Raw genomic sequence first — 24,724 nt, forward strand, 5'->3', positions numbered from 1 at the left:
TAGACCGAAGCACATGACTTCGGTCTTTTTGATCATGCTGCCAGTAAGGCTTTGGCAGCAACGCGGTGTTTAGCTTGCAGTTCATCAATATTAACATTGACTAAGCTTTGGTCTTTGACGACCCATTCACCGTTTACCATGACATGTTCAGCACGGTCTGCACCACACAGTAGCAAAGCAGCGATTGGATCATGTGCACCTGAAAATTTCACATCATTCAATGCATAGCAGGCTAAGTCCGCCTGAAAGCCTACTTGTAATTGCCCTAAATGTTGCTCACGACCAAGAAGCTGTGCGGAACCTGTGGTTGCCCAGCTCAATGCAAGCTCAGGTGTGATATTTTCTGCACCATATTTGAGGCGCTGTAAATACATTGCTTGGCGTGTTTCAAGGATTAAATTAGACGCATCACCCGACGCCGAGCCATCTACGCCTAAACCAATTGGGCTACCAGCGTGTAATAAGTCCATGGTTGGGCAAATACCAGAAGCAAGACGCATATTGGAATGTGGGCAATGACAAATGCCTACTTTGGCTTGTCCTAAACGCCGTATTTCATCAGCATTAAAATGAATGCCATGTGCTAACCAAGTACGATCACTCAGCCAACCGACGCTTTCCAAATAATCTACCGTGCGCATGCCAAACATATTTAAGCAGAAATTTTCTTCATCTATGGTTTCAGCCAAGTGCGTATGTAAGCGGACATCTAAATTCTGTGCTAATTGGGCACTTTCTTTCATTATGTCTTGCGTGACTGAAAAAGGCGAACACGGTGCCAGCGCAATATTCACCATCGCATCAGGGCTACGCTGATGATACTTTTTCACCAAGCGTTCTGAGTCTTTTAAAATAATATCAATATCTTGCACAGTATGTTGTGGTGGTAAACCACCTGCATCTTGACCTAAACTCATTGAACCGCGCGTGAGCATCACGCGAAGGCCAATTTCTTTAGCGGCAGTGACTTGTATGTCTATGGCATCTGTTAATTGCTGTGGAAATAAATAATGATGATCAGCTGCAAATGTACAGCCAGAAAGCAAAAGCTCTGAAAGGGCAATTTGAGTGGCTAAATGGAGTTGTTCAGGATTTAGCTTGGCCCACACTGGGTATAAAGTGGTTAACCAAGGGAAAAGTGGCGCGTTGACCACGGGTGCCCAAGCACGTGTTAGGGTTTGATAAAAATGATGATGGCTGTTAATTAAACCCGGAGTAATTACCAACTGTGATGCATCAAAAAAAGTGTCATAAGGTTGTTTAGGGCTTTGTCCAAGCGCAACCAGTTCAGTTATCTTACCGTTTGAAATAAGCAGACCGCCACGTGCATCTTGATCATTGGCGGTAAAAATAGCCATGGGGTTTTTAATCCAAAGCGTTGTCATAAAGTAACCATACACAAATCATTATGACGTGCATGCATACAATTTTTGTACCAGCCATTCAAATTTGTCAAAAATAGAACAACTTATTATTTGGAATGAGCAATTTTTTTCACAGCTAAAAATGTATCTGAAGCAATGTTGCAGAAAATGAAGTGAATACTCAGATGTTCTAATTATTAGAACAAAATGTTAGAAACATTCTAATAGACAGAAAATTAATAAAAACATTAATTTAAAAGCATCAGGCAGAAGTCAGTATGTTTCGTTTTACATCAGAATTTCTGCAAAATTAATGCTATTCGTGAGTCTATTATGAACGCTATTCCAGTCCTCAATTTATTTAGCCAACCGCAATGTAGCCAATTTGAAGCATCGGATTGGAATATTTTGGCACAGCACTGGTATCCTGTTGCACGTGTTCAAGATGTCACGATTGAGCCTCAACAAGTTATTTTGCTTGATGTGAAAATGGCCTTATACAAAACCGAAAGTGGTCAAATTCATCTGGTACGAAATATTTGTCCACATCGTGGTGTACCGCTCAGTAAAGGCTGGGTTGAAGGTGAAGAGATTGTTTGCCCATATCATGGCTTACGCTATAACACCGATGGTAAATGCAGCAAAATTCCTGCGCAACCAGAACTAACGAAAATATCAGATCGTTTTAGCTTAACGAAATTTCCAGTTGTAGAAAAATATGGCCTGATTTGGACCAGTTTATTTAGCCGAAATGAAAGCGAAGCCAATTTTCCAATTCTTGAAACTTGGGATGATGCCGATCATCAAGCTATTTTGCCGCCTTATGTTGATATTGCAGGTTCAAGTGGCCGTCAATTAGAAGGTTTTATTGATGTAGCGCATTTTGCATGGGTGCATCATGAAGCTTTTGCTACGCGTGATAATCCTGTTGTACCCAAATATCACACTGAGCGAACTGATTATGGACTGAAAAGCATCTATATTTCTGATGTCAGCAATTATCCGCATGGGATGCAACATTTAGCGCCAGAAGACTTTTTATGGACGCGTGAATTTGATGTCTATCCGCCATTTTCAGCAACGTTGACGGTGTATTTTCCAAATGATGGCATTTTGAAAATTTTAAATGCTTGCTGTCCTGTTTCACATAATCAAACCCGATTATTTGTACCACTTACACGTAATTTTGACACCACAGGCGACTTGCAAGCGGTATATGACTTTAATGCACAGATTTTTGCTGAAGATCAAGACATGGTTGAAAGTCAAAAACCTGAGGAGCTTCCGCTTGACATTAGTATGGAGGCGCATTTTGAAGCTGATCGCTCATCGACAACATATCGCCGTATATTAGCCGAATGGGGATTGAGTAAACGATATACTGTTTAATTTGATTATATGAAGCACTTTTATTTAAAAGTGCTTTTTTATTTTTAGACAGTATTTTTGATTATTTATTAAATTTAAATATATTTATTTGGGGTCATTTTGATGAATAAACCGACTCATGAACAGATGATTAATTTTTTAAAACTTTCTAATGATGTCGCTGAGCGTGCAATATCTTTAGGGCATCACCCATTTGGTGCAGTATTGGTTGCGCCAGATCACGAAACGGTGCTTTTCACTCAGTGTAATATTGACAGTGTTAATCATGCGGAATCAACTTTAGCACGTATCGCCAGCACTAATTATACAGCTGAATATTTATGGAATTGTACTTTGTACACCAGCGTAGAACCGTGCTGTATGTGTGCAGGAACCATTTATTGGGCCAATATTGGGCGTGTGGTTTTTGCCATGACTGAAGAAAAACTTTTGGCATGCACTGGAAATCATCATGAAAATCCAACCCTGAGCATTCCTGCATCTTATGTATTTGCACATGGTCAAAAAGACATTGAATTGATTGGTCCTATGGAAGAATTAGAGCCAGAAATAATACAAGTACAAGCTGAATTTTGGTCAAATCGTTAAATAGGTTTATTTTAATTTTATATTATTCATATTTTTAATGGGTTTTAATCACTTAAATATAATAGAACTAAATTATTTTATTGGTAACTTTTAATATTTTAATAAAATAATCAAACCTAATTGTATTTGGAATGCTAATTGCATATTTAAAAAATGTCTAGAAAGTCAAAAATCAAGTGATCAATCATAAAAGGTGAGGGGGGTCTGTATGCAATTTAACAAGAAAGTGTTTGTGGGGGCTTTAACTATTTTAGCTATTGGCATTTCGAGTTTAACCCAAGCCAAAGAGCAAGCAGCTTTTGTTTATTTAGGTCCAACCAGTGATCATGGCTGGTCTTATTCACATGAACAAGGACGTATAAAAGCAGACAAAGCCTTGGCGGGTAAATACCAAACCAGTTATATCGAAAATGTACCTGAAACTGCAGATGCAGAACGTGTGATTCGAAATTTGGCACAAAAAGGCAATAAAATTATTTTTGGTACTTCCTTTGGCTATATGAATGCGATGGAAAAAGTCGCAAAGCAATTTCCAAATACTGTATTTATGCATGCAACGGGCTATAAGCAGGGCAAAAACTTAGGTGTGTATGAAACACGTACCTATGAAGGCGCTTATATGTTAGGCGTAGTGGCTGGGCAAAAAACCAAAACCAATACCATTGGTGTGGTGGCTTCTTTTCCTATTCCTGAGGTTGTACGTAATATTAATGCCTATACTTTAGGTGCACAAAGCGTAAACCCGAAAGTAAAAACCAAAGTGATTTGGGCCAATACGTGGTTTAACCCTGGTAAGGAGCGAGAAGCTGCTTTGGCACTGATTGCTCAAAAAGCAGATGTACTCATGCAAAATACGGACTCGCCTGCAGTGGTCCAAGCGGCAGAGCAAAAAGGCGTGTATGCCTTTGGCTGGAATTCCGATATGACTAAGTTTGGCCCTAAAGCACACTTGGCAGCCGCAGTACTACATTGGGAAAAAATTTATGAGCCTGTGATGAAAGATGTACTCGCAAATAAATGGAAAAGTAGTGCTATAAAATATGGTGCTCAACAAGGCGCTGTGAATATTGAAAACTTTGGCCCAAATACCACACCTGAAATGAAAGCTAAAGCTTTGGCTGTACGCGATGCGATTGCAAAAGGGACATTACATCCATTTAGTGGCCCAATCTATAAGCAAGATGGCAGTTTGTTGATTGCAAAAGGGAAGTCTTTAACAGATGCAGATTTAGCGAAAACCAATTATTACGTTAAAGGTGTAGAAGGAACATTTCCTAAATAAAACAAATAGATCAGCTATTCGGGCGTAATTTCAATATTGTTTTGTGCGCTGTTCCAAGCGCACATTGATTTTTACAGGTAATAAAAACATGACCAGTATTCCAGTTTTAGATTTGAGTGAAGCGCTTGTATCTGATTCAAATCAGGCCCATGCAGTTGTCGCTTTACTACGTGAAGCAGCCACGCATTCCGGTTTTTTTTATGTTAAAAATCATGGCATTTCTGCTGAAATTATTCAGCGCCAATTTGTACTCTGTCAAAAAATATTCGATTTACCCTTAGCTACAAAACTGAAATATGACCAAAGTTTAAATGCTAGTCATTTGGGATTCGAACAATTCGCTGCGCAAAAGTCCGATTACAGTGGTAAACCTGATCTTAAGGAAGGATTTTACTGCGGGAAAAATTATGCCAGTGATCATCCCTACGTTTTGGCACATTATCAAGGTTATGGAATTAACCAATGGCCACATGCCGAAGTGCCAGAAATGGAGCAACATTGTCAGGAATATATTCAGGCACTAAGCGAATTAGCCAAACGCATTATGCAACTTTTGGCCTTAGCATTAAATTTAGATGAGCATTATTTTGATGAAAGCTATCATGATCCAATGATCACGCTAAAAATGCTCCGTTATCCGCCACATCCTGCAGATGCTGATATTGATAGTTATGGTGTGGGGGCACATACAGATTGGGGTTCAATTACCATTTTAGCGCAAGACAGTTGTGGTGGTTTAGAAGTATGTTTACCTGATGGCACATGGGTGACAGCACCGCCCATTGATGGAACATTTGTGGTGAATTTAGGAGATCTTATTCCGCGTTGGAGTAATGATTTATTTAAATCTAATCCACATCGGGTGCGTAATGTATATGCTGGTGGGCAGTCTCGTTATTCAATTCCATTTTTTTATGGGCCAAATTATATGACTGCGATTAATGCGCTACCCGGCACATTGAATGATGGCGAGGTATATCGATACCGCCCATGTACGGCAGGTGAACACATGGAAGAAATGTATATGAAAGCTTATGACTTAAGCCAAGATGAACAGAAAATACTAGAACAAATCTAACTAAAAATTTTTAAAAACAGCCCCGTACGATTGATGGTACAGGGCTTTTTTTATTTTGGGTGCATACAAAAAAGCACTTGCGCTAAAAAAATGCACTTTTGTTTTAATCGTTAAAATTTAAAAAAAGTGTTTTGAAATGGATACGAAAAACTCACAAATTACATTGTCTATAAAATCATAAGTCATTGTATTTATTGTTTAAAAATTCATATATGCGTTCTAAAAAATCGAACAAAGTGTCTATGTTCTAATTTTTATTAACTTTGGAATGGAACTTGCTAATTAACAGAAAGTGAACACAGACATTTAAACCGATGTTCAATTTTTATATTTCTAATGCCTTGTAATTACATCAATTTAGAAATGCATTTAATGAGTAGGAGCAGCTTCATGCCAAAAGAATATAGCTTTAAAACACAGTTAAAAAAAATCGTTCTAACACTCAGTACAGCGACGCTTTTGGGGACTTCGTTTATTACTGCTGCCAATGCTACGGATAAAGCAGCCTTTGTTTATATTGGTCCAACCAGTGATCATGGCTGGACATATTCACATGACCAAGGCCGTATTAAAGCTGAAAAAGCATTGGCTGGAAAATATAAAACCTCTCATATTGAAAATGTTCCTGAAACTGCTGATGCAGAACGTGTTATTCGAAATTTGGCACAGCAAGGGAATAAAGTGATTTTTGGGACGTCCTTTGGTTATATGAACCAAATGGAGAAAGTGGCGAAACAATTTCCTAATACTGTATTTATGCATGCAACTGGCTATAAGCAAGGCAAAAATTTAGGGGTATATGACGTACGTACCTATGAAGGTGCCTATATGTTAGGTGTGGTTGCCGGTCAACAAACTAAAAAGAATACCCTAGGCGTAGTGGGGTCTTTCCCAATTCCAGAAGTGGTACGCAACATTAATGCCTATACCTTAGGTGCTCAAAGTGTCAATCCAAAAATTAAAACCAAAGTGATTTGGGTGAACTCTTGGTTTAATCCTGGTAAAGAGCGTGATGCCGCTTTGGCGCTCATTGCGCAAAATGCAGATGTACTCATGCAAAACACAGATTCACCAGCGGTGGTGCAAGCTGCCGAACAAAAAGGTGTTTATGCCTTTGGTTGGGATTCGGACATGAGTAAATTTGGTGCCAAAGCGCAACTGGCAGCATCGGTTTTACATTGGGAAAAAATTTATACGCCTGTCATGCAACAAGTGGCGAATAAAACATGGAAACCGAGCGCAATTTGGTATGGCGTAAAACAAGATGCTGTAAAAATTGAAAACTTTGCACCTTTTGTCCCAGCCAATGTAAAACAAAAAGCGCTTAACGTACAAAGTGCGATTCAGAAAGGCACATTGCACCCATTTACAGGCCCTATTTATAAACAAGATGGCAGTCTAGTCGTGGCTAAAGGTAAGTCTATGACTGATGCTGAACTTGGCAAAATGAACTTTTATGTTAAAGGTGTAGAAGGCGCTCTACCTAAATAAAGCCGAATTTAGCCTAGATACGCAGTATCTAGGCTCAAGCCATACACCCTAGATTTTAAAAATGAGAGCTTGAGGTATGAATGCATTTCAACATGAACCTGACATAAAACTAAATCGAGCACCAAGTACAGCCATTCCTCGTCTTGAGCTCCTCAATATTTGTAAAAATTACAATTCATTGAAAGCCAATGACAACATTAACTTGAAAGTACAAGCAGGACATATTCACGCAATATTGGGTGAAAATGGTGCTGGAAAAAGTACCTTGATGAAGATTATTTATGGTGCGACCAAAGCTGATCAAGGGCAAATCATTTGGAATGGTAAAGAAGTAAAAATTGATAATCCATCGATGGCCCGTAAGCTAGGTATTGGCATGGTCTATCAACATTTTTCTTTGTTTGAAACCTTAACCGTTGCACAAAATATTTTGTTAGGTCTGGACGATAAAATTGATTTGGACGACCTACATCAAAAAATTCTAGAGGTTTCCAAGCAATATGGCCTACCTGTAGATCCAAGACGTGAAGTCCATTCTTTATCTGTAGGTGAGCGACAACGTGTAGAAATTATCCGATGCCTACTGCAAAACCCATCGTTAATTATTTTGGATGAACCAACTTCTGTCCTGACACCACAAGCCGTACAGCAGTTATTTAAAACGCTAAAACTCTTAGCATCTCAAGGTGTATCTATTCTTTATATCAGTCATAAGTTACATGAAATTAAAGAACTTTGTGACGAAGCGACCATTCTCCAAAATGGTCAAGTGACAGGTCATGTTTTACCCGAAAATAACTCGACCAGTGATTTAGCCAAACTGATGATTGGGCGTGAATTGCCGACCTATGTACATGCTGATTATGAAGGTAAGAAAGTTACTTGCTTTGAGGTTTCTAATTTATCCAAAACTTCTGATGATCCTTTTGGCGTGTCTTTAGCTGGAATTAACCTGAATATTCAAGCAGGCGAAATCATGGGGATTGCGGGAATATCGGGCAATGGTCAGGCTGAGCTTTTGGCTTTGCTTTCTGGCGAATCATTTTCTGAGCAAGGTGAGATATGGCTAAAGGGTCAAAATATTACCAAATTAAATGCGGGTGAGCGCCGTGATTTAGGCTTGGGCTTTGTTCCAGAAGAGCGTTTAGGCCGAGGTGCAGTCCCTGCGATGACCTTAGCGGAAAATGCTTTACTCACGGCATTTCGTCATGGGTTGACGCGTTTTAACTTTATTAATTTTTCGAAAACTAAAGCATTTGCAGAGCATTGTATTCAAAAATTTGGCGTCAAGGCTGCTGGTGCACATGCAGAAGCACGATCACTGTCTGGTGGTAATTTACAAAAATTTATTGTCGGTCGTGAAATTTTACAACAACCCAATTTTTTAATTATTTCTCAGCCAACTTGGGGCGTAGATGTTGGTGCATCCATGTTTATTCGACAAACTTTAATCGATCTGTCGCGCACTGGCGTGGCTATTTTAGTGATTTCAGAAGAATTGGAAGAGTTATTCGAAATTAGTGACCAAATTTGTGTGCTTGCTTCAGGCAAGCTTTCGGCGCCACAAGCAACTACAAGCACAAATGCGGAACAAATTGGCTTGCTCATGTCGGGCATTGCATCAGAACAATCCGATGTACATGATGGCAAACAGCCAGAATTACATGCTTAGCAAGGCATAGAGGTGAATCCATGTATTTATTAAAACCGAGGGAAAAGCCCTCACAACTGATGAGATGGTTGTCACCACTCATCGCACTCATTGCCATGCTGGTTGTTGGAAGTTTGTTGTTTTTTATTTTGGGGGTAGACCCCGCTAAAGCGTTGTATATCTTTTTTATTGAGCCTTTAACTTCGCTCTATAGCTTAAGTGAATTGGTGATTAAAGCCAGCCCGCTCATATTAATTGCGCTCGGCCTTGCCATTGGCTTTCGCGCCAAGCTCTTCAATATTGGTGCCGAAGGACAGCTCACCATGGGCGCCATTTTTGGTGGTGGTATTGCCATTTTATTTCATGACCAAATGGGCTGGTGGATTTTACCCCTCATGATTGTGATGGGTGCGATTGGTGGTGCATTTTGGGGGCTCATTCCTGCATTTTTAAAAACACATTTTAATGCAGAAGAAACATTGACTACGCTCATGATGAATTACGTGGCTTTGTTTGTTTTATTGTATTTGGTGAATGGACCATGGCGTGACCCAGATGGCATGAACTTTCCACAGTCTGTGATGTTTGGTGAAAGTGCCACTTTGCCTTTTATTGTGGAAGGCACACGTGTCAATGTCTCTATCTTTTTAACGCTTTTAGCCGTGATTGTATTTTGGTTTTTTATTAAAAAAAGCATGACGGCTTACAAACTTGAAGTCAGTGGTCAGGCGCCTTTGGCTGCACAATATGCAGGGTTTTCATCTAAAAAAGCCGTGTGGTTAAGTTTAGGGATCTCTGGACTGATGGCAGGTATTGCAGGTATTTGTGAAGTTGCAGGCCCAATTGGTCAGTTAAATCCAAATATTTCCCCAGGTTATGGCTATGCAGCCATTATTGTGGCGTATTTAGGCCGTTTAAACCCGATCGGAATTGTACTTGCAGGGCTATTGATGGCACTACTTTACCTTGGAGGTGAAATGGCACAAATGCAATTACAACTGTCTGTCGCAATTACCGGTATTTTCCAAGGCTTATTACTCTTTTTCTTATTGGCGTCGGATGTGCTAATTGAAAAGCGCTACCGTTTTGCCAAAAAGAAAACTGCACCCGTACCAAATGCTGGCGTGGCTTAAATCAAAAGGAATAAATCATGAGTATTGAAATGACCGCGATTTTAGCGGGAACGATTGCAGCTGCAACACCTCTGATTTTTGCAGGTTTAGGTGAATTAGTTGCTGAGCGTACAGGGGTAATTAACCTTGGTGTAGAAGGCATGATGTTAGTAGGTGCAATCGCAGGTTTTGCATTTGCTGCGCACTATGAAGCAAGCGTTGCCAGTGCCTTATTGGTTGGGGCTTTGGCGGGCATGTTTATGTCACTCATCTTCGCATTTTTTACCCTGTCCTTAAGTACAAACCAGTCGGCTTGTGGCTTGGCACTGACCATTTTTGGGATTGGTATTTCGGCATTTATTGGTCAAAACTACGTGAGCATGGCTTTACCCGGCTTACAAAATATGAATATTCCTGGATTAGCAGATATTCCATTTATAGGCCCTGTGCTATTTCAGCAAAACTATGTGGTGTATTTGTCGATTTTGGCCTTTGTCGTGATTTGGTGGGTATTGGCAAAAACACGTTTAGGCTTGCTATTAAAAGCAGTGGGTGAGTCACCAGAAAGTGCACATGCAATGGGTTATAACGTCTTGGCCATTCGTTATTGTGCCGTGTTGTTTGGTGGTGCAATGGCAGGCGTTGGCGGTGCGTTTTTATCAACGGTATATACACCAATGTGGATTGAAAACATGGTGGCAGGACGTGGTTGGATTGCAATTGCCTTAGTCGTATTTGCGACATGGAAACCTACACGTCTTATGTTGGGTGCATACCTATTTGGTGGCGTCACAATTTTACAATTTCATGCGCAAGCATTGGGTTTAAACGTGCCAAATGAGCTGCTTTCTGCATTGCCTTATGTGGCTACGATTGTCGTGCTCGTCATAATTTCACGTGACAAAAAATTATTGAAAATGAACTTACCTGCATCATTAGGTAAGACATTTACGCCATAACTCCCACAGCTATAACAATAGAGATACGAATGAAAATTATCAGTGCAGATTATGTTCTGACTATGAATGAGCAATTAGACTGTATTGAACAAGGGGCAGTGCTCATCGATGGTCAAATCATTCAGCAAGTTGGGACATTAGCAATACTTCAAGCGCAGTATCCAGACGCAATAGTTGAACATTATGCAAATGGCTTACTCATGCCAGGTTTAGTGAATACACATTGTCACTCTGGTTTTTTACGAGGGACTGCAGAAGGCTTGGCCGTATGGGATTGGTTGCAACAGTTTATTGATCCAATGCACCGCGTACTTCTGCCTGAAGATGCCAAAATTGCCTCTTACTTGTGTTATGCAGAGGCACTTCTGTCGGGTACGACCACAATAGTTGATATGTGGCGTTTTATGGATGGTAGTGCAGAAGCGGCTAAAGAACTCGGCATTCGAGCGGTATTGGTGCCTTATGTGGCAGAGCACCCTGACCACAACTACTTTGAAACGCTCAAAAGTAATGAGGCTTTACTCAACCGTTGGCACCAAAGCGCACAAGGTCGTATAGAGGTGTGGGTGGGGCTAGAGCATTTATTTTATGCACAAGAACCAGCATTAGATCGCATACAAAAGCTCTGTCAGGATTATCAAACGGGATTTCATACCCATAGCAATGAAAGTCAGTTTGATGTGCAAGAAAATTTGAAGCGTTATGGTGTGCGCCCCATCCAAACTCTGGAGCAGTTAGGCTTATTTGATGTACCTAAGTGCTTACTTGCACACTGTGTTTGGGCAGATGTGACAGAAATAGATATTTTAAAAAATTACCGTGTAGGTGTGGCACATAACCCAATTTCAAACATGAAGTTGGCTTCTGGTGCAGCACCTATTACGCAAATGCTGGCCAAAGGTTTGGCCGTGGGCTTAGGCACAGACGGTGAAAAAGAGAATAATAATTTAGACATGTTTGAAGAAATGAAAACAGCGTCTTTATTGGCAAAATTCTCCAATTTAAATGCGGCATCTTTAGACGCATGGTCTGTGTGCAAAATGGCCACTTCTTTAGGAGCGAAAGCCTTAGGTATGCAAGACAAAATTGGCTCTTTAGAGACGGGAAAACAGGCAGATATGATTGTGGTAAATACGGCAACACCACGTATGACGCCACTGATTAAAGAAGGTCAATTATTTAACCTACATCACAATTTGGTTCATGCTGTACAAGGTCAAGATGTTGTCATGACGATGGTAGCAGGGCAAACATTGGTTAAAAATGGCCAGTTATTGAATGCAGATTTACAAAAATTGATTGATGACGTAAATATGGCTGCACCTAAACTGTTTAAACGCCGTGCAACATGGTTAGCGCAAAGTGGTACATCTGTTAATGAGTTACAACGCATTTAGTACTTTCTAATCTAATTTTTTATTAAAAAAATGCCTGTTTTAAGCAGGCATTTTATATTGTGTTTAGATGAACTTGTATTTAACTTTGCTCTAAAAATTCTGAAATTGTTTGAGTAAAGATCTGTGCTTGTTCAATATTTGAAATATGTGAAGCTTCAATTTCAAATAGTGCGCTACTACGAATTTGATTCACTAAATATTGTCCATCTGCAACAGTTGTTACGGGGTCGAGCGTACCCGCGATGACTAAAAGTGGGATTCGTATTTGTGAAATCTCTGTCGTTAGATCCGCTTTAGCCAAAGCTTCACAACAACTTGCATAACCTTCAGGGCTGCCAGCACCTAAGTCGTTAGAAAGTTTTGCAATCACTGCTGTGTTACTTTGGATAAAGGGTTCACTAAACCAGCGCGATGCAGCTGTACTAGCTATCGGTTCTAGGCCTTGTTCACGCACGAGTTTTGCGCGTTCAGTCCATGCGTGTTCTTGCCCAATTTTGGCTGCCGTATTACATACAATCACATGATTAAAACGTTCAGGATGATGGATGGCTAACCATTGGCCTGTAAGCCCACCCATAGAAATACCGCAAAATGATGCCGTTTTAATGGAGAGATGATCCATCAAGTGAATAACATCTTGGCCGAGTTGCGCCAATGTATATGGGCCTTTGGGTGCAGTTGATTCACCATGACCACGGGTGTCATAACAAATGATATAAAATAGTTTTTTCAGCACATCAACTTGCGGTTTCCACATCGAAAAATTGGTGCCTAATGAGTTTGAAAATATCAAGGTTGGCTTTGTATTATTGCCAAAAGTTTGATAGTTAATCTGAGCATCATTTGAATTGAATGTTGGCATTGAATCCCTCCCAAACTCCCTTGATAAAGGGAGTGGATTTTAAATTAGTTAAATTTTTTCTATGATCAAAGCAATCCCTTGACCGACACCAATACACATCGAACAAAGCGCGAATTTGCCGTTGATTGCTTCGAGTTGATTCAAAGCAGTGGTAACTAAACGTGCGCCTGATGCACCGAGTGGATGTCCAATGGCGATCGCACCACCATTCGGGTTGACGCGAGCATCATCATCAGCAAGTCCTAAGTCACGTGTCACTGCAAGTGCTTGGGCTGCAAAAGCTTCATTCAGTTCAATTACATCCATTTGTGCAAGTGTTAAGCCAGTTTGCGAAAGTAGTTTTTTAATCGCAGGTGCAGGGCCAAAGCCCATAATCCGAGGTTCAACCCCAACTACTGTTGCAGCAATCACTTTGGCACGTGGTTTTAAACCATAGCGTGTAACGGCTTCATCAGATGCAATGAGTAGAGCGGTCGCACCATCATTAATGCCTGAAGCATTACCTGCAGTCACTGTTCCATCTGCTTTCACCACAGGTTTAAGTTTTGTCAAAGCTTCAAGTGTGGTTGATGCTCGAGGGTGTTCATCCGTATCAATTACAACAGGCTCGCCTTTACGCTGAGCGATGTGTACGGGAATAATTTCATTGGCAAAAAAACCACGTGCTTGGGCTGCTGCAGTGCGTAGTTGACTATTCAATGCGAATTTGTCTTGATCTTCACGATTGATCTTAAATTGCTCGGCGACATTTTCTGCCGTTTGTGGCATGGTTTCGACACCATACATTTCTTTGAGTTTAGGGTTGATAAAGCGCCAACCCATAGTGGTATCTTCAATTTTTTGAGTACGACCATAGGCTGCTTCAGATTTACCCATAACTAAAGGTGCGCGTGACATTGACTCTACACCGCCAGCAATAATCAGATCTACTTCACCCGATTTAATCGCACGTGCAGCCATAGCTACTGCATCAAGAGATGACCCACATAGGCGGTTTACTGTGGTAGCAGGGACTTGGTAAGGGACGCCTGCAAGTAGCGCAGACATACGGCCGACATTACGGTTATCTTCACCGGCTTGGTTGGCACAGCCAAAGATAATGTCATCTACTTTTTCCCAATTTACAGTTGGGTTGCGTTCCATAATGGCTTTGATTGGCAAAGCACCGAGATCATCTGCACGAATTGGTGCTAAACCACCTGCATAGCGGCCGAAAGGTGTACGAATAGCATCAATAATATAGGCATTTTTCATTTTTTAAATCCTAGAAACACAGCTCCTCCCTTTGTAAAAGGGAGGTTGGGAGGGATTTACAGGAAGTTAATTTTTATTATTAATCCTCCCTAAAACCCCCCTTTAAAAAAGAGGGAATATTTTGCTTTAAGCAGTCGCATCAATCAGCTTCGCACCCGTTAGCGACTGCAATTCTTCAAAAGAAAGACCTTCAACTTTTTCAAGAACTTTCATGCCTTCTGAAGTCACATCAATCACACATAAATCAGTATAAATTCGGTCTACACACTTCAAGCCTGTCGCTGGGTAGCTCAGTTCTGCAACAATCTTTGGTTCACCTTTTTTAGTGACATGATCGGTCGTAATAAAGACTTTTTTTGCGCCTACAGCTAAGTCCATTGCACCACCTACAGCAGGAATCGCATCAGGTGCACCGGTGTGCCAATTGGCAAGATCGCCATTTTGTGCAACTTGGAATGCTCCTAAAACTGCGATGTCTAAATGCCCCCCACGCATCATGGCAAATGAGTCACCATGATGGAAAAATGCACCACCTGTCAGCATCGTGACAAATTCTTTGCCTGCATTAATCAGTTCAGGGTCTTCTTGTCCAACCTCGGGCTTTTCACCAAAGGCCAATAAACCATTTTCTGAATGTAAAAATACGTCCTTATCTGAAGGCAAGTAGTTGGCAATTTTAGTCGGGAGACCAATGCCTAAGTTAACATAAGCACCGTCAGGGATATCTTGCGCCACACGTTCAGCAATTTGGTCGCGAGTTAATTTGGTATAGCTCATATAAAAATCTCCAATTACTGTGCAGGTGTGACAGCAACAACATGCTGAACAAAAATGCCTGGGGTAATTATGTGTTCAGGGTCTAAAGCACCAAGTTCAACCACTTCAGATACTTGGGCAATGGTAATATCCGCGGCCATTGCCATAATTGGGCCAAAATTGCGGGCAGATTTGCGATAAACCAAATTACCCCAACGGTCACCTTGAGAGGCTTTAATCAGTGCAAAATCGGCTTTAATTGGATTTTCTAGCACATAATCTTTGCCTTCATAGTTCAGCGTAGGTTTAGCTTCGGCAAGTAAAGTCCCAAAACTTGTAGGTGTATAAATTGGCCCAAGTCCCATACCTGCAGCTTGTATACGACAGGCAAGGTTACCTTGAGGAACCAGCTCAAGCTCAATTTTTCCGGCACGGTATAATTCATCAAAAACCCAAGAGTCAGATTGACGGGGAAAAGAACAAATAATTTTGCGTACAGCACCGGCTTTGAGCAATTTGGCAAGGCCGTAATCACCATTACCTGCATTATTATTTACAATCACTAAGTCTTTAATACCCAGTTCGATCAGGCCATCGATCAGTTCTGCTGGCTGTCCTGCCGTACCAAAACCACCAATCATAATGGTTGAGCCATTTTTGATTTGTGAAAGTACTTCAGTTAATGAAGTCTGACTTTTATCGATCATATACGTACCTATACTATAAAGTTTTAGAATCTGTTGAGCCTGTCATAGCTGTTTGAGAGGCTGTTTTTGTACACGGTTTACTTAAAAGCAAATGCGCAATAATCCCGATACAAATCCCCCAAAAAACCGAACTCAACCCCATAAAATGCATGCCTGAAGCTGTTGCTAAAAATGTAATGAGCGCCGCATCTCTTTGGTTTTCATCTTTCATCGCCACGGATACATTGGTGGCAATTGCGCCTAAAAGCGCAAGTCCGGCAAGGGCTGCAACGAGCTCTTTGGGCAATAAGCTAAAGAGCAAAACAATGCTTCCGGCAAATAGGCCGCCTAGTATGTAAAAAATGCCGTTGGCAATTCCTGCGATGTAGCGCTTTTCTTTGAGTTCATGTGCATCTTTGCCCATGCATAAAGCAGCAGTGATGGATGCGAGAACAATGGTGATTCCGCCGACACATGCGACAGCTAATGACGCTAAGCTGGTCACGGTAATAATGGGTTTGGCAGGTGTGTCATAACCGCTGAGTTTCATAATGGCCATGCCTGGTAAAAATTGGCCTGAAAGGCTGACTAAAATCAGGGGAAGGGCTAAATTAAGTAAGCTGTTGAGTGTCCACTCAGGGCTAATCCACTGCGGAATGGCTAAACTGAAGTGGATGTCGACAGGGTTCATTTTGCCAAAGATTAAACTAAGCACTACGCCTGTCACGAGTACCCAAAGCATGCTATAGCGCGGGTTGAGTCGTTTCGACACTAAAAATACCATCAGCATGCCAAATACAATCAATGGCATGCTGTCAGTGGCATTAAACAGACCAAGCCCAAACTGAAATAAAATACCTGCCATCATGCCTGCAGCGATGGATTGCGGTATCCATTTTAAAAGTTTGTCGAAATAACCTGTTAAACCAATGATTAAGATCACAATTGCTGCAGTAATGTAGGCGGCGACGGCTTCATTCAGACTGATATTGGGAAAAAGCGTGACTAAAAGTGCAGTGCCCGGCGCAGACCAAGCCGTAATCACAGGTACTTTGTATTTAATGGATAAAAAAATACCTGCAACCGCTGCACCAATAGAAATGCCCCAAATCCATGAAATCATTATCTCAGGTGCAACATCTGCTTTCTGTGCAGCTTGAAAGAAGATAATTAATGGCCCTGAATAGGAAATCAGCACAGCTAAAAATCCTGCAACAGTCGCTGAAAGTGACCAATCTTCTTTTAATGTTTTCAACAGGGTCGCCATTGTTGTTGCCTCCATGCTTTCAAAAATGATCCTGAACTCGATCAGTTTTAGCCCTGATCACCGCCACCTACTGGTACGACAGTTCCGGTCATATAAGATGATTCATCGGATGCTAAAAATAGGATTGCATTCACTTGCTCTTGAATCGTGCCATATCGGCCGAGGAAAGTACGGTCAATGGTTTGATCCACCACTTGCTGCATCCATTGCTTTTCATCATCCGATAATGGATTGGCATTGCGTGGGACTTTACGTGGCGGCGCTTCTGTACCGCCTGTTGCCACAGCATTCACACGAATACCATTTTGAGCATGTTCAAAAGCAAGTGCAGCCGTTAAGCCATTTACGCCACCTTTGGAGGCGGAATAGGGCACACGGTTAATTCCACGTGTCGCAATAGACGACACATTGACAATCGTACCGTGCTGATTTTTGATCATTTCAGGTAATACCGCACGGCAGCACCACATTGTTGGAAACAGTGAACGGTTCACTTCTTTGATGATTTCATCTTCAGAAAACTCCTGAAATGGTTTCATCCAAATTGCACCGCCAACGTTATTGATGAGCACATCAACACGGCCATAGACTGTAATGGCTTGGGTTACGACGGATTCTGCACCTGTAAAAGTTTCAAGATTGGCTTTAACAATAATGGCATCGCCATCATGCGCTTCAATTTCAGCAAGTGTTTCTTCCACATAGTCAGAAAGATCGGCCAATATAACTTGAGCGCCTTCGCTTGCAACTTGTAAAGCGACACCACGGCCAATACCTTGTGCTGCACCGGTCACAATGACCACTTTATTTTCAAAACGGTTGTTATGGTTCATTTATGTCTCTACCTCTATATGTCTAACGTAGTCAGATGCTTAGTTCGCAGAGAATTTTTCAAATAAGAAACTAGCAGGTTTAATGTTTTCACCATCTAACCAACCACGTACAGCTTCTACCATTGGCACAGGGCCACATAGGTAGACATCAACATCACCCGCATTTAACCATTCGTTTTCAATATGGTTGGTCACATAGCCTTTGCGTTCATGCTTAGATTCAGGGCTTGCCACTACCGTGCGGTAGTCAAACCAATTGAACTTTGCTTTTAAGGCATTGAGTTTTTCTATGGCAACAAGATCGAAGTCATTGGTCACACCAAAGACCAAACGAACAGGGTGTTCTGCGCCTTTTTCTTCTAAAACTTGCAGCATAGACATAAACGGGGCAATACCTGTGCCGCCTGCAAGCATCAATACAGGGCGTGCCACATTACGTAAGTAAAAACTGCCAAAAGGGCCGGTAAAAGTCATTTTGTCGCCCGCTTTGGCATTGGCGCTTAAAAAGTCACTCATCTTGCCGTTCGGCACGTTACGTACCACAAAACTTGTCAGACGGTTGCCCGGTTTTGAGCTAAAAGAATAAGAGCGTGTTTCAGTCGTTCCAGGAATGCCGACATTGACATATTGGCCCGCAAGGAAGTTGATATCAGGCTGACCTTCATCGAGTTGAATATCAAATGTAATGGTCGAGTCAGATAGGTTGTCTACACTGATCAATGTACCTTGTAAGGCTTTAATTTCAGTTTTACAGACATCTGAAGTGGCTTGAATTTGGAAAACTGCATCAGAAGTCGGTTTACATTGGCAAGCCAAGATATAACCTTCAGCCGCTTCTTCAGGTGTAAGGGCATCTTCAATATAGGTTTCTTCAGGCATATCAAAGCTGCCCGATTCACAGAATGCACGGCAAGTACCACATGCGCCATCACGGCAATCTAGCGGAATGTTAATTTTTTGACGGTAAGCAGCATCAGAAAGCGTTTCACCCTGTGCAACTGAAATAAAACGCGTAACGCCATCTTCAAATTGAAGTGCAACATTGTGGTTTGACATGGCTGAATATCCTTTTAAAAATCGGTGTAACTGAGACCTTTCAGCCAAATATCCTTCTGGCTGAAAGGTGACATTGCTGTCTATACTTAGAGGTGATAGATATCGATGACTTGATTGATGTAATCATTTTTCAGCACCACGTATTTACTTAAGATTTGCGGCTGTTCTGCTGAAAAGTCGATTTCATAACGTGACATGCCAAAGTAGCTGTAATTGGTTTTGTAACGGAAACTCAAGGTGTTCCAGTTAAAACGCACAGTGACTTTAGTGCCATCACGCTCAATGACTTCGATATTGTTAATGTGGTGACTGGTACGGGTATCAGGCATGGTTGCTGATGAGCGTTCAGTCTTAATTCGAAAAACGCGGTCTTCTAAACCTTGACGGTCAGGGTAGTAAATTAATGAAATTTCAGACTGAGGGTCGGTCGTTAATTTGTCGTCGTCGTCCCAAGCTGGCATCCAAAATGAGGCCGATGGGGCATAGCACTTGATCCAATCGTCCCATTGTTCATCATCTAAAAAGCGTGCTTCTCGGTAGAGAAATTGTGCAATAGTTTCGAGCGTGATCGCATCTTGTTGAACGGCTGCATTCATGCGCTTTCTCCCATTGCAGAAGCTTCAATTTCTGCCAATTCCTTTTCCGCTTGAATGGCATGCTTCATCATTTTTAACCAATATTGATGCTGTGCAAGATACAAACCTTCATCTTCAGTTTTAATACCGCTGAGGATTGGTTTGAGTCCAATTTCATTGGCGGCTTCATCTGGGCCTTGAATCCAATGTTTTGAACCGCGGCACATATCGTTCCATTCCAGTTCAATGCCTGCATAGCCGGCTTGGCAGGCACGGAATTCTTCTAGATCATCTGGTGTTGCCATGCCTGAGGCATTGAAGAAATCTTCATACTGACGGATACGGCGTGCACGAGCATCTGGCGCTTCACCCACAGGGGCAATACAGTAAATCGTTACTTCAGTTTTATTCACTGAAATTGGACGCAGCACACGTATTTGCGAACCAAACTGATCCATCAAATACACGTTTGGATATAAACAAAGATTACGTGAACGCTCGATCATCCATTTCGACATCGGTGCGCCAAATTTCTCGGTATATTCTTCAGCTTTAACATAGTTTGGACGGTCTTCTGGGTTTGCCCATTGTGTCCAAAGCAACATGTGGCCATGTTCAAAACCGTATGAACCGCCGCCTTGTTTACCCCAAGAGCCTGCGCTCATGGCACGAATGTTATCGGCTGCTTGCGCTTCTTTACGGTGCTGTGTGGTTGCTGCATAGTTCCAATGCACCGCAGACACGTGGTAACCATCTGCGCCATTTTCGGCAGTCAGTTTCCAGTTGCCTTCATAGGTATAAGTTGATGAACCGCGCAGCACTTCAAGGCCTTGTTCGGATTGGCCGACGATCATGTCGATAATCTTGCTGGTTTCACCTAAGTACTCTTCTAGTGAAGGCACATCAGGGTTTAAGCTGCCAAATAGGAAACCTTTATAACTTTCAAAGCGTGCAACTTTCTTTAAGTCATGCGAACCATCTTGGTTAAAACAGTCTGAATAACCTGCTTCAGATGGATCTTTGACTTTCAGCAATTTTCCTGAGTTGTTAAATGTCCAGCCGTGGAAAGGGCAAGTGTAAGTTGCTTTGTTGCCTTTTTTATGACGGCAAAGCTGTGCGCCGCGGTGTGAGCAAGCATTGATCATGGCATTCAGTTCACCTTGGCGGTTACGCGCAATGATGATCGGCTGACGGCCAATATAGGTGGTGTAGAAATCGTTATTATTTGGAATTTGGCTTTCGTGTGCCAAGTACACCCAGTTGCCTTCAAAGATGTATTTCATCTCTAGGTCAAACAGGGCTTGATCTGTAAATACAGAACGATGAAGTTTAAATTCACCACTTTCAAAATCGTCTACAAGTAATTCATCTATACGATCGAGGTGGCTGGTATTTATGACTGCAATACGTGGCATATCCTTTCTCCAACTTTCCAAATTTGGGGGAAGTCACACAGATGTCATGACAATGTCATCCTGCAGACATCTGAGTTTCCTAATCTATGGGTATTAAGCGCTAGCGCGACGGCGGTCAACTTCTGTTGATGGAGCTTCTGTTTGCTCTTTCACCAACTCAACATTGAACGTGATGTGTTTAAACGGTTGGTTTAAACCACGGCGGGTAATTTCAGCTTCGTCAGTGACATCAACAGCCGTTGCAACGAGACCTTCACGGGTTGCAAAAGCGAAGTCGTCCCATAGGTATTGATCACCTTCGATGTTGAATTGAGTCGTTAGCTTGCGGTAGCCTGGTGCAGAAATAAAATAATGCACATGAGATGGACGGTTGCCATGACGGCCAAGTTTGTCTAATACAAATTGTGTTGTGCCTTCAGGCGGACAGCCATAGCCAACAGGCATCGTTGTTTGTGCAATATATTTGCCGTCTTGATCACTAAAAATTGTGCGACGTAGATTGAAGTCAGATTGTGACTTATCAAAGAAAGAGTAGTTACCTAAGCTGTTGGCATGCCAGATTTCAACTTTTGCACCTTCAATGATATTGCCTGCAGTATCCTTCACTGTACCTTCAATAAATAAAGTTGGAATCTTATCTGTTTCAGTACCATCGTCCATACGAGCAAAGCCAACAGATTCAGGTGCACCTGCAACATAAAGCGGGCCTTCAATGGTACGCGGCGTACCGCCTGTAATACCTGCTTTGGCATCTGCTTCATCGGCACGTAAGTCTAGGTAATGTTCTAGGCCAAGGCCTGCTGCCAATAAGCCTAATTCATTGGCCTGACCTGCATCGGTAAAATATTCCAAACCTTTCCACAGTTCTGATTGTGAAATATCTAAGTCTTCAATGGCCTGAAATAAATCACCTAAAAGGCGTACAACAACTTGCTGAACACGTGCATCTACAGGTTTGGTTGCTGTATCTACATTCATTGTTTTGACTAAAGTATCAATGTCTTGACGGTTCATACTATTGCTCCTTAAGTATGTATTTTTGGTGGCTGATGTGATTTTTATAATTTCACTTGGCTGCCACATTCCTTGTTAAATAACCCTTTGGATGTGATTGACTGTTTTAATTAACTGTCATTGTCTCGGATAGAAGATGGATGACGGTTTAAAGCCATTACTTCAATATTCATGTAGGGATATAGCGGTAGACCCTGCAAAATGTTGTGCAGTTCTTCATTGCTTTCCACATCAAAAATACTGATGTTCGAGTACTGGCCTGTAATACGCCAAATGTGACGCCACTTACCTTGAGTCTGCAATTCTTGTGAATAGGCTTTTTCTACAGCCTTAATTTCATTTGCTTTTTCCGCTGGCATGTCCAGAGGAATATTCACGTCCATTCGTACTTGAAAAAGCATGTGAAGCTCCTGATTGAAGTTTATTTGCGACGCAAGTTATCAAGTTTGTCTTGATCTAACTCAATGCCTAAACCTGATGTTTTTGGCACAGCAAGTTCAAAATTTTGATATTGCAAAGGGGTTTTTAAAATTTCTTCGGTAAGCAACAACGGGCCAAAAAGTTCTGTTCCTGCGGCCAAATTTTCAAAGGTTGAAAATAAATGCGCAGATGCAATTGTCCCGATAGGGCCTTCTAACATGGTGCCGCCATAAAGATCGATTCCTGCCAAATTGGCAATGGTGGCAACATCTTTAGCTTCTAAAAGTCCACCAGACTGCGCAACTTTGACTGCAAATACGGAGGCGGCATTGGTACGTGCAAGGCGATACGCCGAACTTGGACCCATTAAAGATTCATCCGCCATAATGGCAATATCGAAACGGCGACTTAGGCGTTGCATGGCATCAATATTGTCAATTGCACAAGGTTGCTCAATGAGATCAACACCACCATCTTGTAAAAGCTGTATGCCTTTAAGGGCATCAAGTTCTGACCACGCACGGTTTACATCTACGCGAATCGAAATATCTGTACCTAAAGCTTGTTTAATCGCAAGCACATGCTCAACATCTGCTTCTACAGGACGTGAACCAATTTTGAGTTTGAAAGTGTTGTGACGTTTAATCGCTATCATTTTTTGCGCTTCGGCAATATCTTTGCTGGTATCACCAGAAGCCAACACCCAAAGCACAGGTACACTTTCACGTAAACGGCCACCCAATAACTCCGATAGCGGTAGATTCAAACGCTGTGCTTGAATATCTAAAAGTGCAGTTTGAATGGCGCATTTCGCAAAACGGTTACCGTTAATATTTTTTTTCAACACGCGCATAATTTGCGCAATATTGTGTACTTTTAAAGTTTTAAGTAATGGTGAAAAATAAGTGTCAATATTGGTTTTGATGCTTTCAGGACTTTCTTCACCATAACCTAAGCCACCAATGGTGGTTGCTTCGCCCCAACCGACAAATCCATCTTCAGTGGTAATTTTAATTAGAACCAAAGTTTGGGTTTGCATCGTCGCCACCGCCATTTTGTGTGGGCGGATGGTCGGGATTTCGACTAAAAGTGTTTCGACTGATTTGTACATGTTTACTCTTCGCAAACTTGCGTTTCATGGCTCTTGTGATATACCTTAAAAGAATAAAATTTGACTGTCGAAGATCAAATTTGCATTTTTATATACATAAAAGGTATGGAATTGAATGGAACTCAGACACCTTCGCTATTTTGTTGCAGTTGTAGAGGAGCAAAGCTTTACCAAAGCTTCTGAAAAATTATTTATTGCTCAACCGCCTTTGAGCCGTCAAATTCAGAACCTTGAAGCAGAGCTTGGTATACAGCTTTTTGAGCGTGGAAGCCGCCCATTAAAGACCACGGAAGCAGGGCAATTTTTCTATCAGCATGCTGTTAAACTTTTGTCTAATGCTGAAGAAATAAAAACCATGGCACAGCGTATTGGACTGGTCGAAAAAACAGTGACAATGGGTTTTGTAGGCTCTTTGCTTTATGGTTTATTGCCCAAAATTGTGTATTTGTTTCGCAAGCAACATCCAAATTTGAAAATTGAGCTCATTGAAATGAGCACCAAAGACCAAATTTCGGCTTTAAAAGAGGGGCGTATTGATGTTGGATTTGGACGGTTAAGAATTTCAGATTCAGCTGTGCGTCGGGTCTTATTAAGAGAAGAACCTTTAATGTTGGCCGTACATGCCAGCCATCCTTTAGCCGAGCAAGCACAAGGCGTGTATTTGGCAGATATTGTCGATGAACATATGTTTTTATATCCAAGCCATCCAAAACCCAACTTTTCCACACAAGTCAGACATTTGTTTGCTGAACATAGTTTAGACCCCAAAAATTTAAAGGAAGTCCGTGAAATTCAGTTGGCGCTAGGGTTGGTGGCAGCAGGAGAAGGTTGCTGTGTAGTGCCTGAAAGTGCACAAACCATTAAATTTCCGCATTTACATTATTTACCTATCCTTGATGATTCGGCGGTGAGTCCTATTTTTCTTGCTATTCGAAGTATGGATGAAAGCGATGATATTCGCTCCTTATTTGATTGTATTTATCAAGTATATGACTTAGAAGCGATTAGCTACGACAGAGCAACCATTTAATCATTGAGAAAATGTATAGAATGCTTATATTAAAATAATTAAAAATAAACCGTAAATACCTTTTTAATTACGTGAAATATATATTTTAAGGCAAATCTAATATTGATTTTAGATTTGCTTTTTTTATGAATCAG

Annotated in this window: 23 protein-coding genes; 10 read left to right on the plus strand and 13 right to left on the minus strand. The window is 41.4% G+C overall.

What is annotated here, in order from left to right:
* Positions 1 to 32: 32 nt before the first annotated feature.
* Positions 33 to 1,385, minus strand: a complete 1,353-nt coding sequence (locus HYG93_RS07895) for an 8-oxoguanine deaminase (protein ID WP_178962280.1) — start codon at positions 1,383 to 1,385, stop codon at positions 33 to 35.
* Between the two features lie 312 nt (positions 1,386 to 1,697).
* Between HYG93_RS07895 and HYG93_RS07900 the strand changes: the two genes are divergently transcribed.
* From HYG93_RS07900 to HYG93_RS07940, 9 genes are all read left to right on the plus strand, one after another.
* Positions 1,698 to 2,753: an aromatic ring-hydroxylating dioxygenase subunit alpha gene (locus HYG93_RS07900; RefSeq protein WP_106984393.1), complete on the plus strand. Its 1,056-nt coding sequence runs from the start codon at positions 1,698 to 1,700 to the stop codon at positions 2,751 to 2,753.
* A gap of 102 nt (positions 2,754 to 2,855) precedes the next feature.
* Positions 2,856 to 3,341: a nucleoside deaminase gene (locus HYG93_RS07905; protein ID WP_106984392.1), complete on the plus strand. Its 486-nt coding sequence runs from the start codon at positions 2,856 to 2,858 to the stop codon at positions 3,339 to 3,341.
* Between the two features lie 208 nt (positions 3,342 to 3,549).
* A complete protein-coding gene (locus HYG93_RS07910) occupies positions 3,550 to 4,623 on the plus strand; it encodes a BMP family ABC transporter substrate-binding protein (protein ID WP_106984391.1) in 1,074 nt (357 codons plus the stop codon).
* A gap of 88 nt (positions 4,624 to 4,711) precedes the next feature.
* Entirely contained in the window at positions 4,712 to 5,701 is a 990-nt protein-coding gene (locus tag HYG93_RS07915) for an isopenicillin N synthase family oxygenase (RefSeq protein ID WP_106984390.1), read from the plus strand.
* Positions 5,702 to 6,091: 390 nt separating this feature from the next.
* Positions 6,092 to 7,192: a BMP family ABC transporter substrate-binding protein gene (locus HYG93_RS07920; protein ID WP_106984389.1), complete on the plus strand. Its 1,101-nt coding sequence runs from the start codon at positions 6,092 to 6,094 to the stop codon at positions 7,190 to 7,192.
* Positions 7,193 to 7,268: 76 nt separating this feature from the next.
* Positions 7,269 to 8,864: an ABC transporter ATP-binding protein gene (locus HYG93_RS07925; RefSeq protein WP_106984388.1), complete on the plus strand. Its 1,596-nt coding sequence runs from the start codon at positions 7,269 to 7,271 to the stop codon at positions 8,862 to 8,864.
* A 20-nt stretch (positions 8,865 to 8,884) separates the two neighbouring features.
* Positions 8,885 to 9,976, plus strand: a complete 1,092-nt coding sequence (locus HYG93_RS07930) for an ABC transporter permease (protein WP_106984387.1) — start codon at positions 8,885 to 8,887, stop codon at positions 9,974 to 9,976.
* A gap of 17 nt (positions 9,977 to 9,993) precedes the next feature.
* Entirely contained in the window at positions 9,994 to 10,914 is a 921-nt protein-coding gene (locus HYG93_RS07935) for an ABC transporter permease (RefSeq protein WP_120363711.1), read from the plus strand.
* Positions 10,915 to 10,943: 29 nt separating this feature from the next.
* Positions 10,944 to 12,311 (plus strand): amidohydrolase family protein, encoded by a 1,368-nt coding sequence (locus tag HYG93_RS07940; protein ID WP_120363712.1) that lies wholly within the window; start codon positions 10,944 to 10,946, stop codon positions 12,309 to 12,311.
* A 79-nt stretch (positions 12,312 to 12,390) separates the two neighbouring features.
* Here the strand turns inward: HYG93_RS07940 and pcaD are convergent, their stop codons facing one another.
* From pcaD to HYG93_RS08000, 12 genes are all read right to left on the minus strand, one after another.
* Positions 12,391 to 13,173 (minus strand): 3-oxoadipate enol-lactonase, encoded by a 783-nt coding sequence (gene pcaD, locus HYG93_RS07945; protein ID WP_106984384.1) that lies wholly within the window; start codon positions 13,171 to 13,173, stop codon positions 12,391 to 12,393.
* Between the two features lie 48 nt (positions 13,174 to 13,221).
* Entirely contained in the window at positions 13,222 to 14,427 is a 1,206-nt protein-coding gene (gene pcaF, locus HYG93_RS07950) for a 3-oxoadipyl-CoA thiolase (protein WP_120365582.1), read from the minus strand.
* Positions 14,428 to 14,553: 126 nt separating this feature from the next.
* The gene (locus HYG93_RS07955) at positions 14,554 to 15,204 is read right to left on the minus strand and encodes a 3-oxoacid CoA-transferase subunit B (protein WP_120363714.1); all 651 of its coding nucleotides are present in this window, start codon (positions 15,202 to 15,204) and stop codon (positions 14,554 to 14,556) included.
* A 14-nt stretch (positions 15,205 to 15,218) separates the two neighbouring features.
* Positions 15,219 to 15,890 (minus strand): 3-oxoacid CoA-transferase subunit A, encoded by a 672-nt coding sequence (locus tag HYG93_RS07960; RefSeq protein WP_120365581.1) that lies wholly within the window; start codon positions 15,888 to 15,890, stop codon positions 15,219 to 15,221.
* 13 nt (positions 15,891 to 15,903) lie between these two features.
* A complete protein-coding gene (gene benE, locus HYG93_RS07965) occupies positions 15,904 to 17,136 on the minus strand; it encodes a benzoate/H(+) symporter BenE (protein ID WP_120365601.1) in 1,233 nt (410 codons plus the stop codon).
* Between the two features lie 47 nt (positions 17,137 to 17,183).
* On the minus strand, positions 17,184 to 17,969 hold the full coding sequence (benD, locus tag HYG93_RS07970) for a benzoate diol dehydrogenase BenD (RefSeq protein ID WP_120365580.1): 786 nt from the start codon (positions 17,967 to 17,969) through the stop codon (positions 17,184 to 17,186).
* Positions 17,970 to 18,008: 39 nt separating this feature from the next.
* Positions 18,009 to 19,025, minus strand: a complete 1,017-nt coding sequence (gene benC / locus HYG93_RS07975) for a benzoate 1,2-dioxygenase electron transfer component BenC (RefSeq protein ID WP_120365579.1) — start codon at positions 19,023 to 19,025, stop codon at positions 18,009 to 18,011.
* A gap of 86 nt (positions 19,026 to 19,111) precedes the next feature.
* Positions 19,112 to 19,621, minus strand: coding sequence for a benzoate 1,2-dioxygenase small subunit (benB, locus tag HYG93_RS07980; RefSeq protein ID WP_120365578.1), 510 nt, complete (start codon positions 19,619 to 19,621; stop codon positions 19,112 to 19,114).
* On the minus strand, positions 19,618 to 21,015 hold the full coding sequence (gene benA / locus HYG93_RS07985) for a benzoate 1,2-dioxygenase large subunit (protein WP_120365577.1): 1,398 nt from the start codon (positions 21,013 to 21,015) through the stop codon (positions 19,618 to 19,620). The genes benB and benA overlap by 4 nt, the downstream gene beginning before the upstream one ends.
* Before the next feature lie 93 nt (positions 21,016 to 21,108).
* On the minus strand, positions 21,109 to 22,029 hold the full coding sequence (catA, locus tag HYG93_RS07990; RefSeq protein WP_120365576.1) for a catechol 1,2-dioxygenase: 921 nt from the start codon (positions 22,027 to 22,029) through the stop codon (positions 21,109 to 21,111).
* A 110-nt stretch (positions 22,030 to 22,139) separates the two neighbouring features.
* A complete protein-coding gene (catC, locus tag HYG93_RS07995) occupies positions 22,140 to 22,430 on the minus strand; it encodes a muconolactone Delta-isomerase (protein ID WP_106984375.1) in 291 nt (96 codons plus the stop codon).
* Between the two features lie 20 nt (positions 22,431 to 22,450).
* Positions 22,451 to 23,560: a muconate/chloromuconate family cycloisomerase gene (locus tag HYG93_RS08000; RefSeq protein WP_106984374.1), complete on the minus strand. Its 1,110-nt coding sequence runs from the start codon at positions 23,558 to 23,560 to the stop codon at positions 22,451 to 22,453.
* Between the two features lie 115 nt (positions 23,561 to 23,675).
* On the opposite strand from HYG93_RS08000, the gene HYG93_RS08005 reads away from it, so the two are divergent.
* A complete protein-coding gene (locus tag HYG93_RS08005) occupies positions 23,676 to 24,590 on the plus strand; it encodes a LysR family transcriptional regulator (RefSeq protein WP_106984373.1) in 915 nt (304 codons plus the stop codon).
* The last annotated feature ends 134 nt before the right edge of the window (positions 24,591 to 24,724 follow it).

The sequence above is a fragment of the Acinetobacter sp. SwsAc6 genome, assembly GCF_013391565.1.
GTDB lineage: Bacteria > Pseudomonadota > Gammaproteobacteria > Pseudomonadales > Moraxellaceae > Acinetobacter > Acinetobacter cumulans.

Bases quoted from the DNA above. Each gene is read 5' to 3' on its own strand.
- HYG93_RS07895 (WP_178962280.1), bottom strand. From the start codon at position 1,385: ATGACAACGCTTTGGATTAAAAACCCCATGGCTATTTTTACCGCCAAT.
- HYG93_RS07900 (WP_106984393.1), top strand. From the start codon at position 1,698: ATGAACGCTATTCCAGTCCTCAATTTATTTAGCCAACCGCAATGTAGC.
- HYG93_RS07905 (WP_106984392.1), top strand. From the start codon at position 2,856: ATGAATAAACCGACTCATGAACAGATGATTAATTTTTTAAAACTTTCT.
- HYG93_RS07910 (WP_106984391.1), top strand. From the start codon at position 3,550: ATGCAATTTAACAAGAAAGTGTTTGTGGGGGCTTTAACTATTTTAGCT.
- HYG93_RS07915 (WP_106984390.1), top strand. From the start codon at position 4,712: ATGACCAGTATTCCAGTTTTAGATTTGAGTGAAGCGCTTGTATCTGAT.
- HYG93_RS07920 (WP_106984389.1), top strand. From the start codon at position 6,092: ATGCCAAAAGAATATAGCTTTAAAACACAGTTAAAAAAAATCGTTCTA.
- HYG93_RS07925 (WP_106984388.1), top strand. From the start codon at position 7,269: ATGAATGCATTTCAACATGAACCTGACATAAAACTAAATCGAGCACCA.
- HYG93_RS07930 (WP_106984387.1), top strand. From the start codon at position 8,885: ATGTATTTATTAAAACCGAGGGAAAAGCCCTCACAACTGATGAGATGG.
- HYG93_RS07935 (WP_120363711.1), top strand. From the start codon at position 9,994: ATGAGTATTGAAATGACCGCGATTTTAGCGGGAACGATTGCAGCTGCA.
- HYG93_RS07940 (WP_120363712.1), top strand. From the start codon at position 10,944: ATGAAAATTATCAGTGCAGATTATGTTCTGACTATGAATGAGCAATTA.
- pcaD (WP_106984384.1), bottom strand. From the start codon at position 13,173: ATGCCAACATTCAATTCAAATGATGCTCAGATTAACTATCAAACTTTT.
- pcaF (WP_120365582.1), bottom strand. From the start codon at position 14,427: ATGAAAAATGCCTATATTATTGATGCTATTCGTACACCTTTCGGCCGC.
- HYG93_RS07955 (WP_120363714.1), bottom strand. From the start codon at position 15,204: ATGAGCTATACCAAATTAACTCGCGACCAAATTGCTGAACGTGTGGCG.
- HYG93_RS07960 (WP_120365581.1), bottom strand. From the start codon at position 15,890: ATGATCGATAAAAGTCAGACTTCATTAACTGAAGTACTTTCACAAATC.
- benE (WP_120365601.1), bottom strand. From the start codon at position 17,136: ATGGCGACCCTGTTGAAAACATTAAAAGAAGATTGGTCACTTTCAGCG.
- benD (WP_120365580.1), bottom strand. From the start codon at position 17,969: ATGAACCATAACAACCGTTTTGAAAATAAAGTGGTCATTGTGACCGGT.
- benC (WP_120365579.1), bottom strand. From the start codon at position 19,025: ATGTCAAACCACAATGTTGCACTTCAATTTGAAGATGGCGTTACGCGT.
- benB (WP_120365578.1), bottom strand. From the start codon at position 19,621: ATGAATGCAGCCGTTCAACAAGATGCGATCACGCTCGAAACTATTGCA.
- benA (WP_120365577.1), bottom strand. From the start codon at position 21,015: ATGCCACGTATTGCAGTCATAAATACCAGCCACCTCGATCGTATAGAT.
- catA (WP_120365576.1), bottom strand. From the start codon at position 22,029: ATGAACCGTCAAGACATTGATACTTTAGTCAAAACAATGAATGTAGAT.
- catC (WP_106984375.1), bottom strand. From the start codon at position 22,430: ATGCTTTTTCAAGTACGAATGGACGTGAATATTCCTCTGGACATGCCA.
- HYG93_RS08000 (WP_106984374.1), bottom strand. From the start codon at position 23,560: ATGTACAAATCAGTCGAAACACTTTTAGTCGAAATCCCGACCATCCGC.
- HYG93_RS08005 (WP_106984373.1), top strand. From the start codon at position 23,676: ATGGAACTCAGACACCTTCGCTATTTTGTTGCAGTTGTAGAGGAGCAA.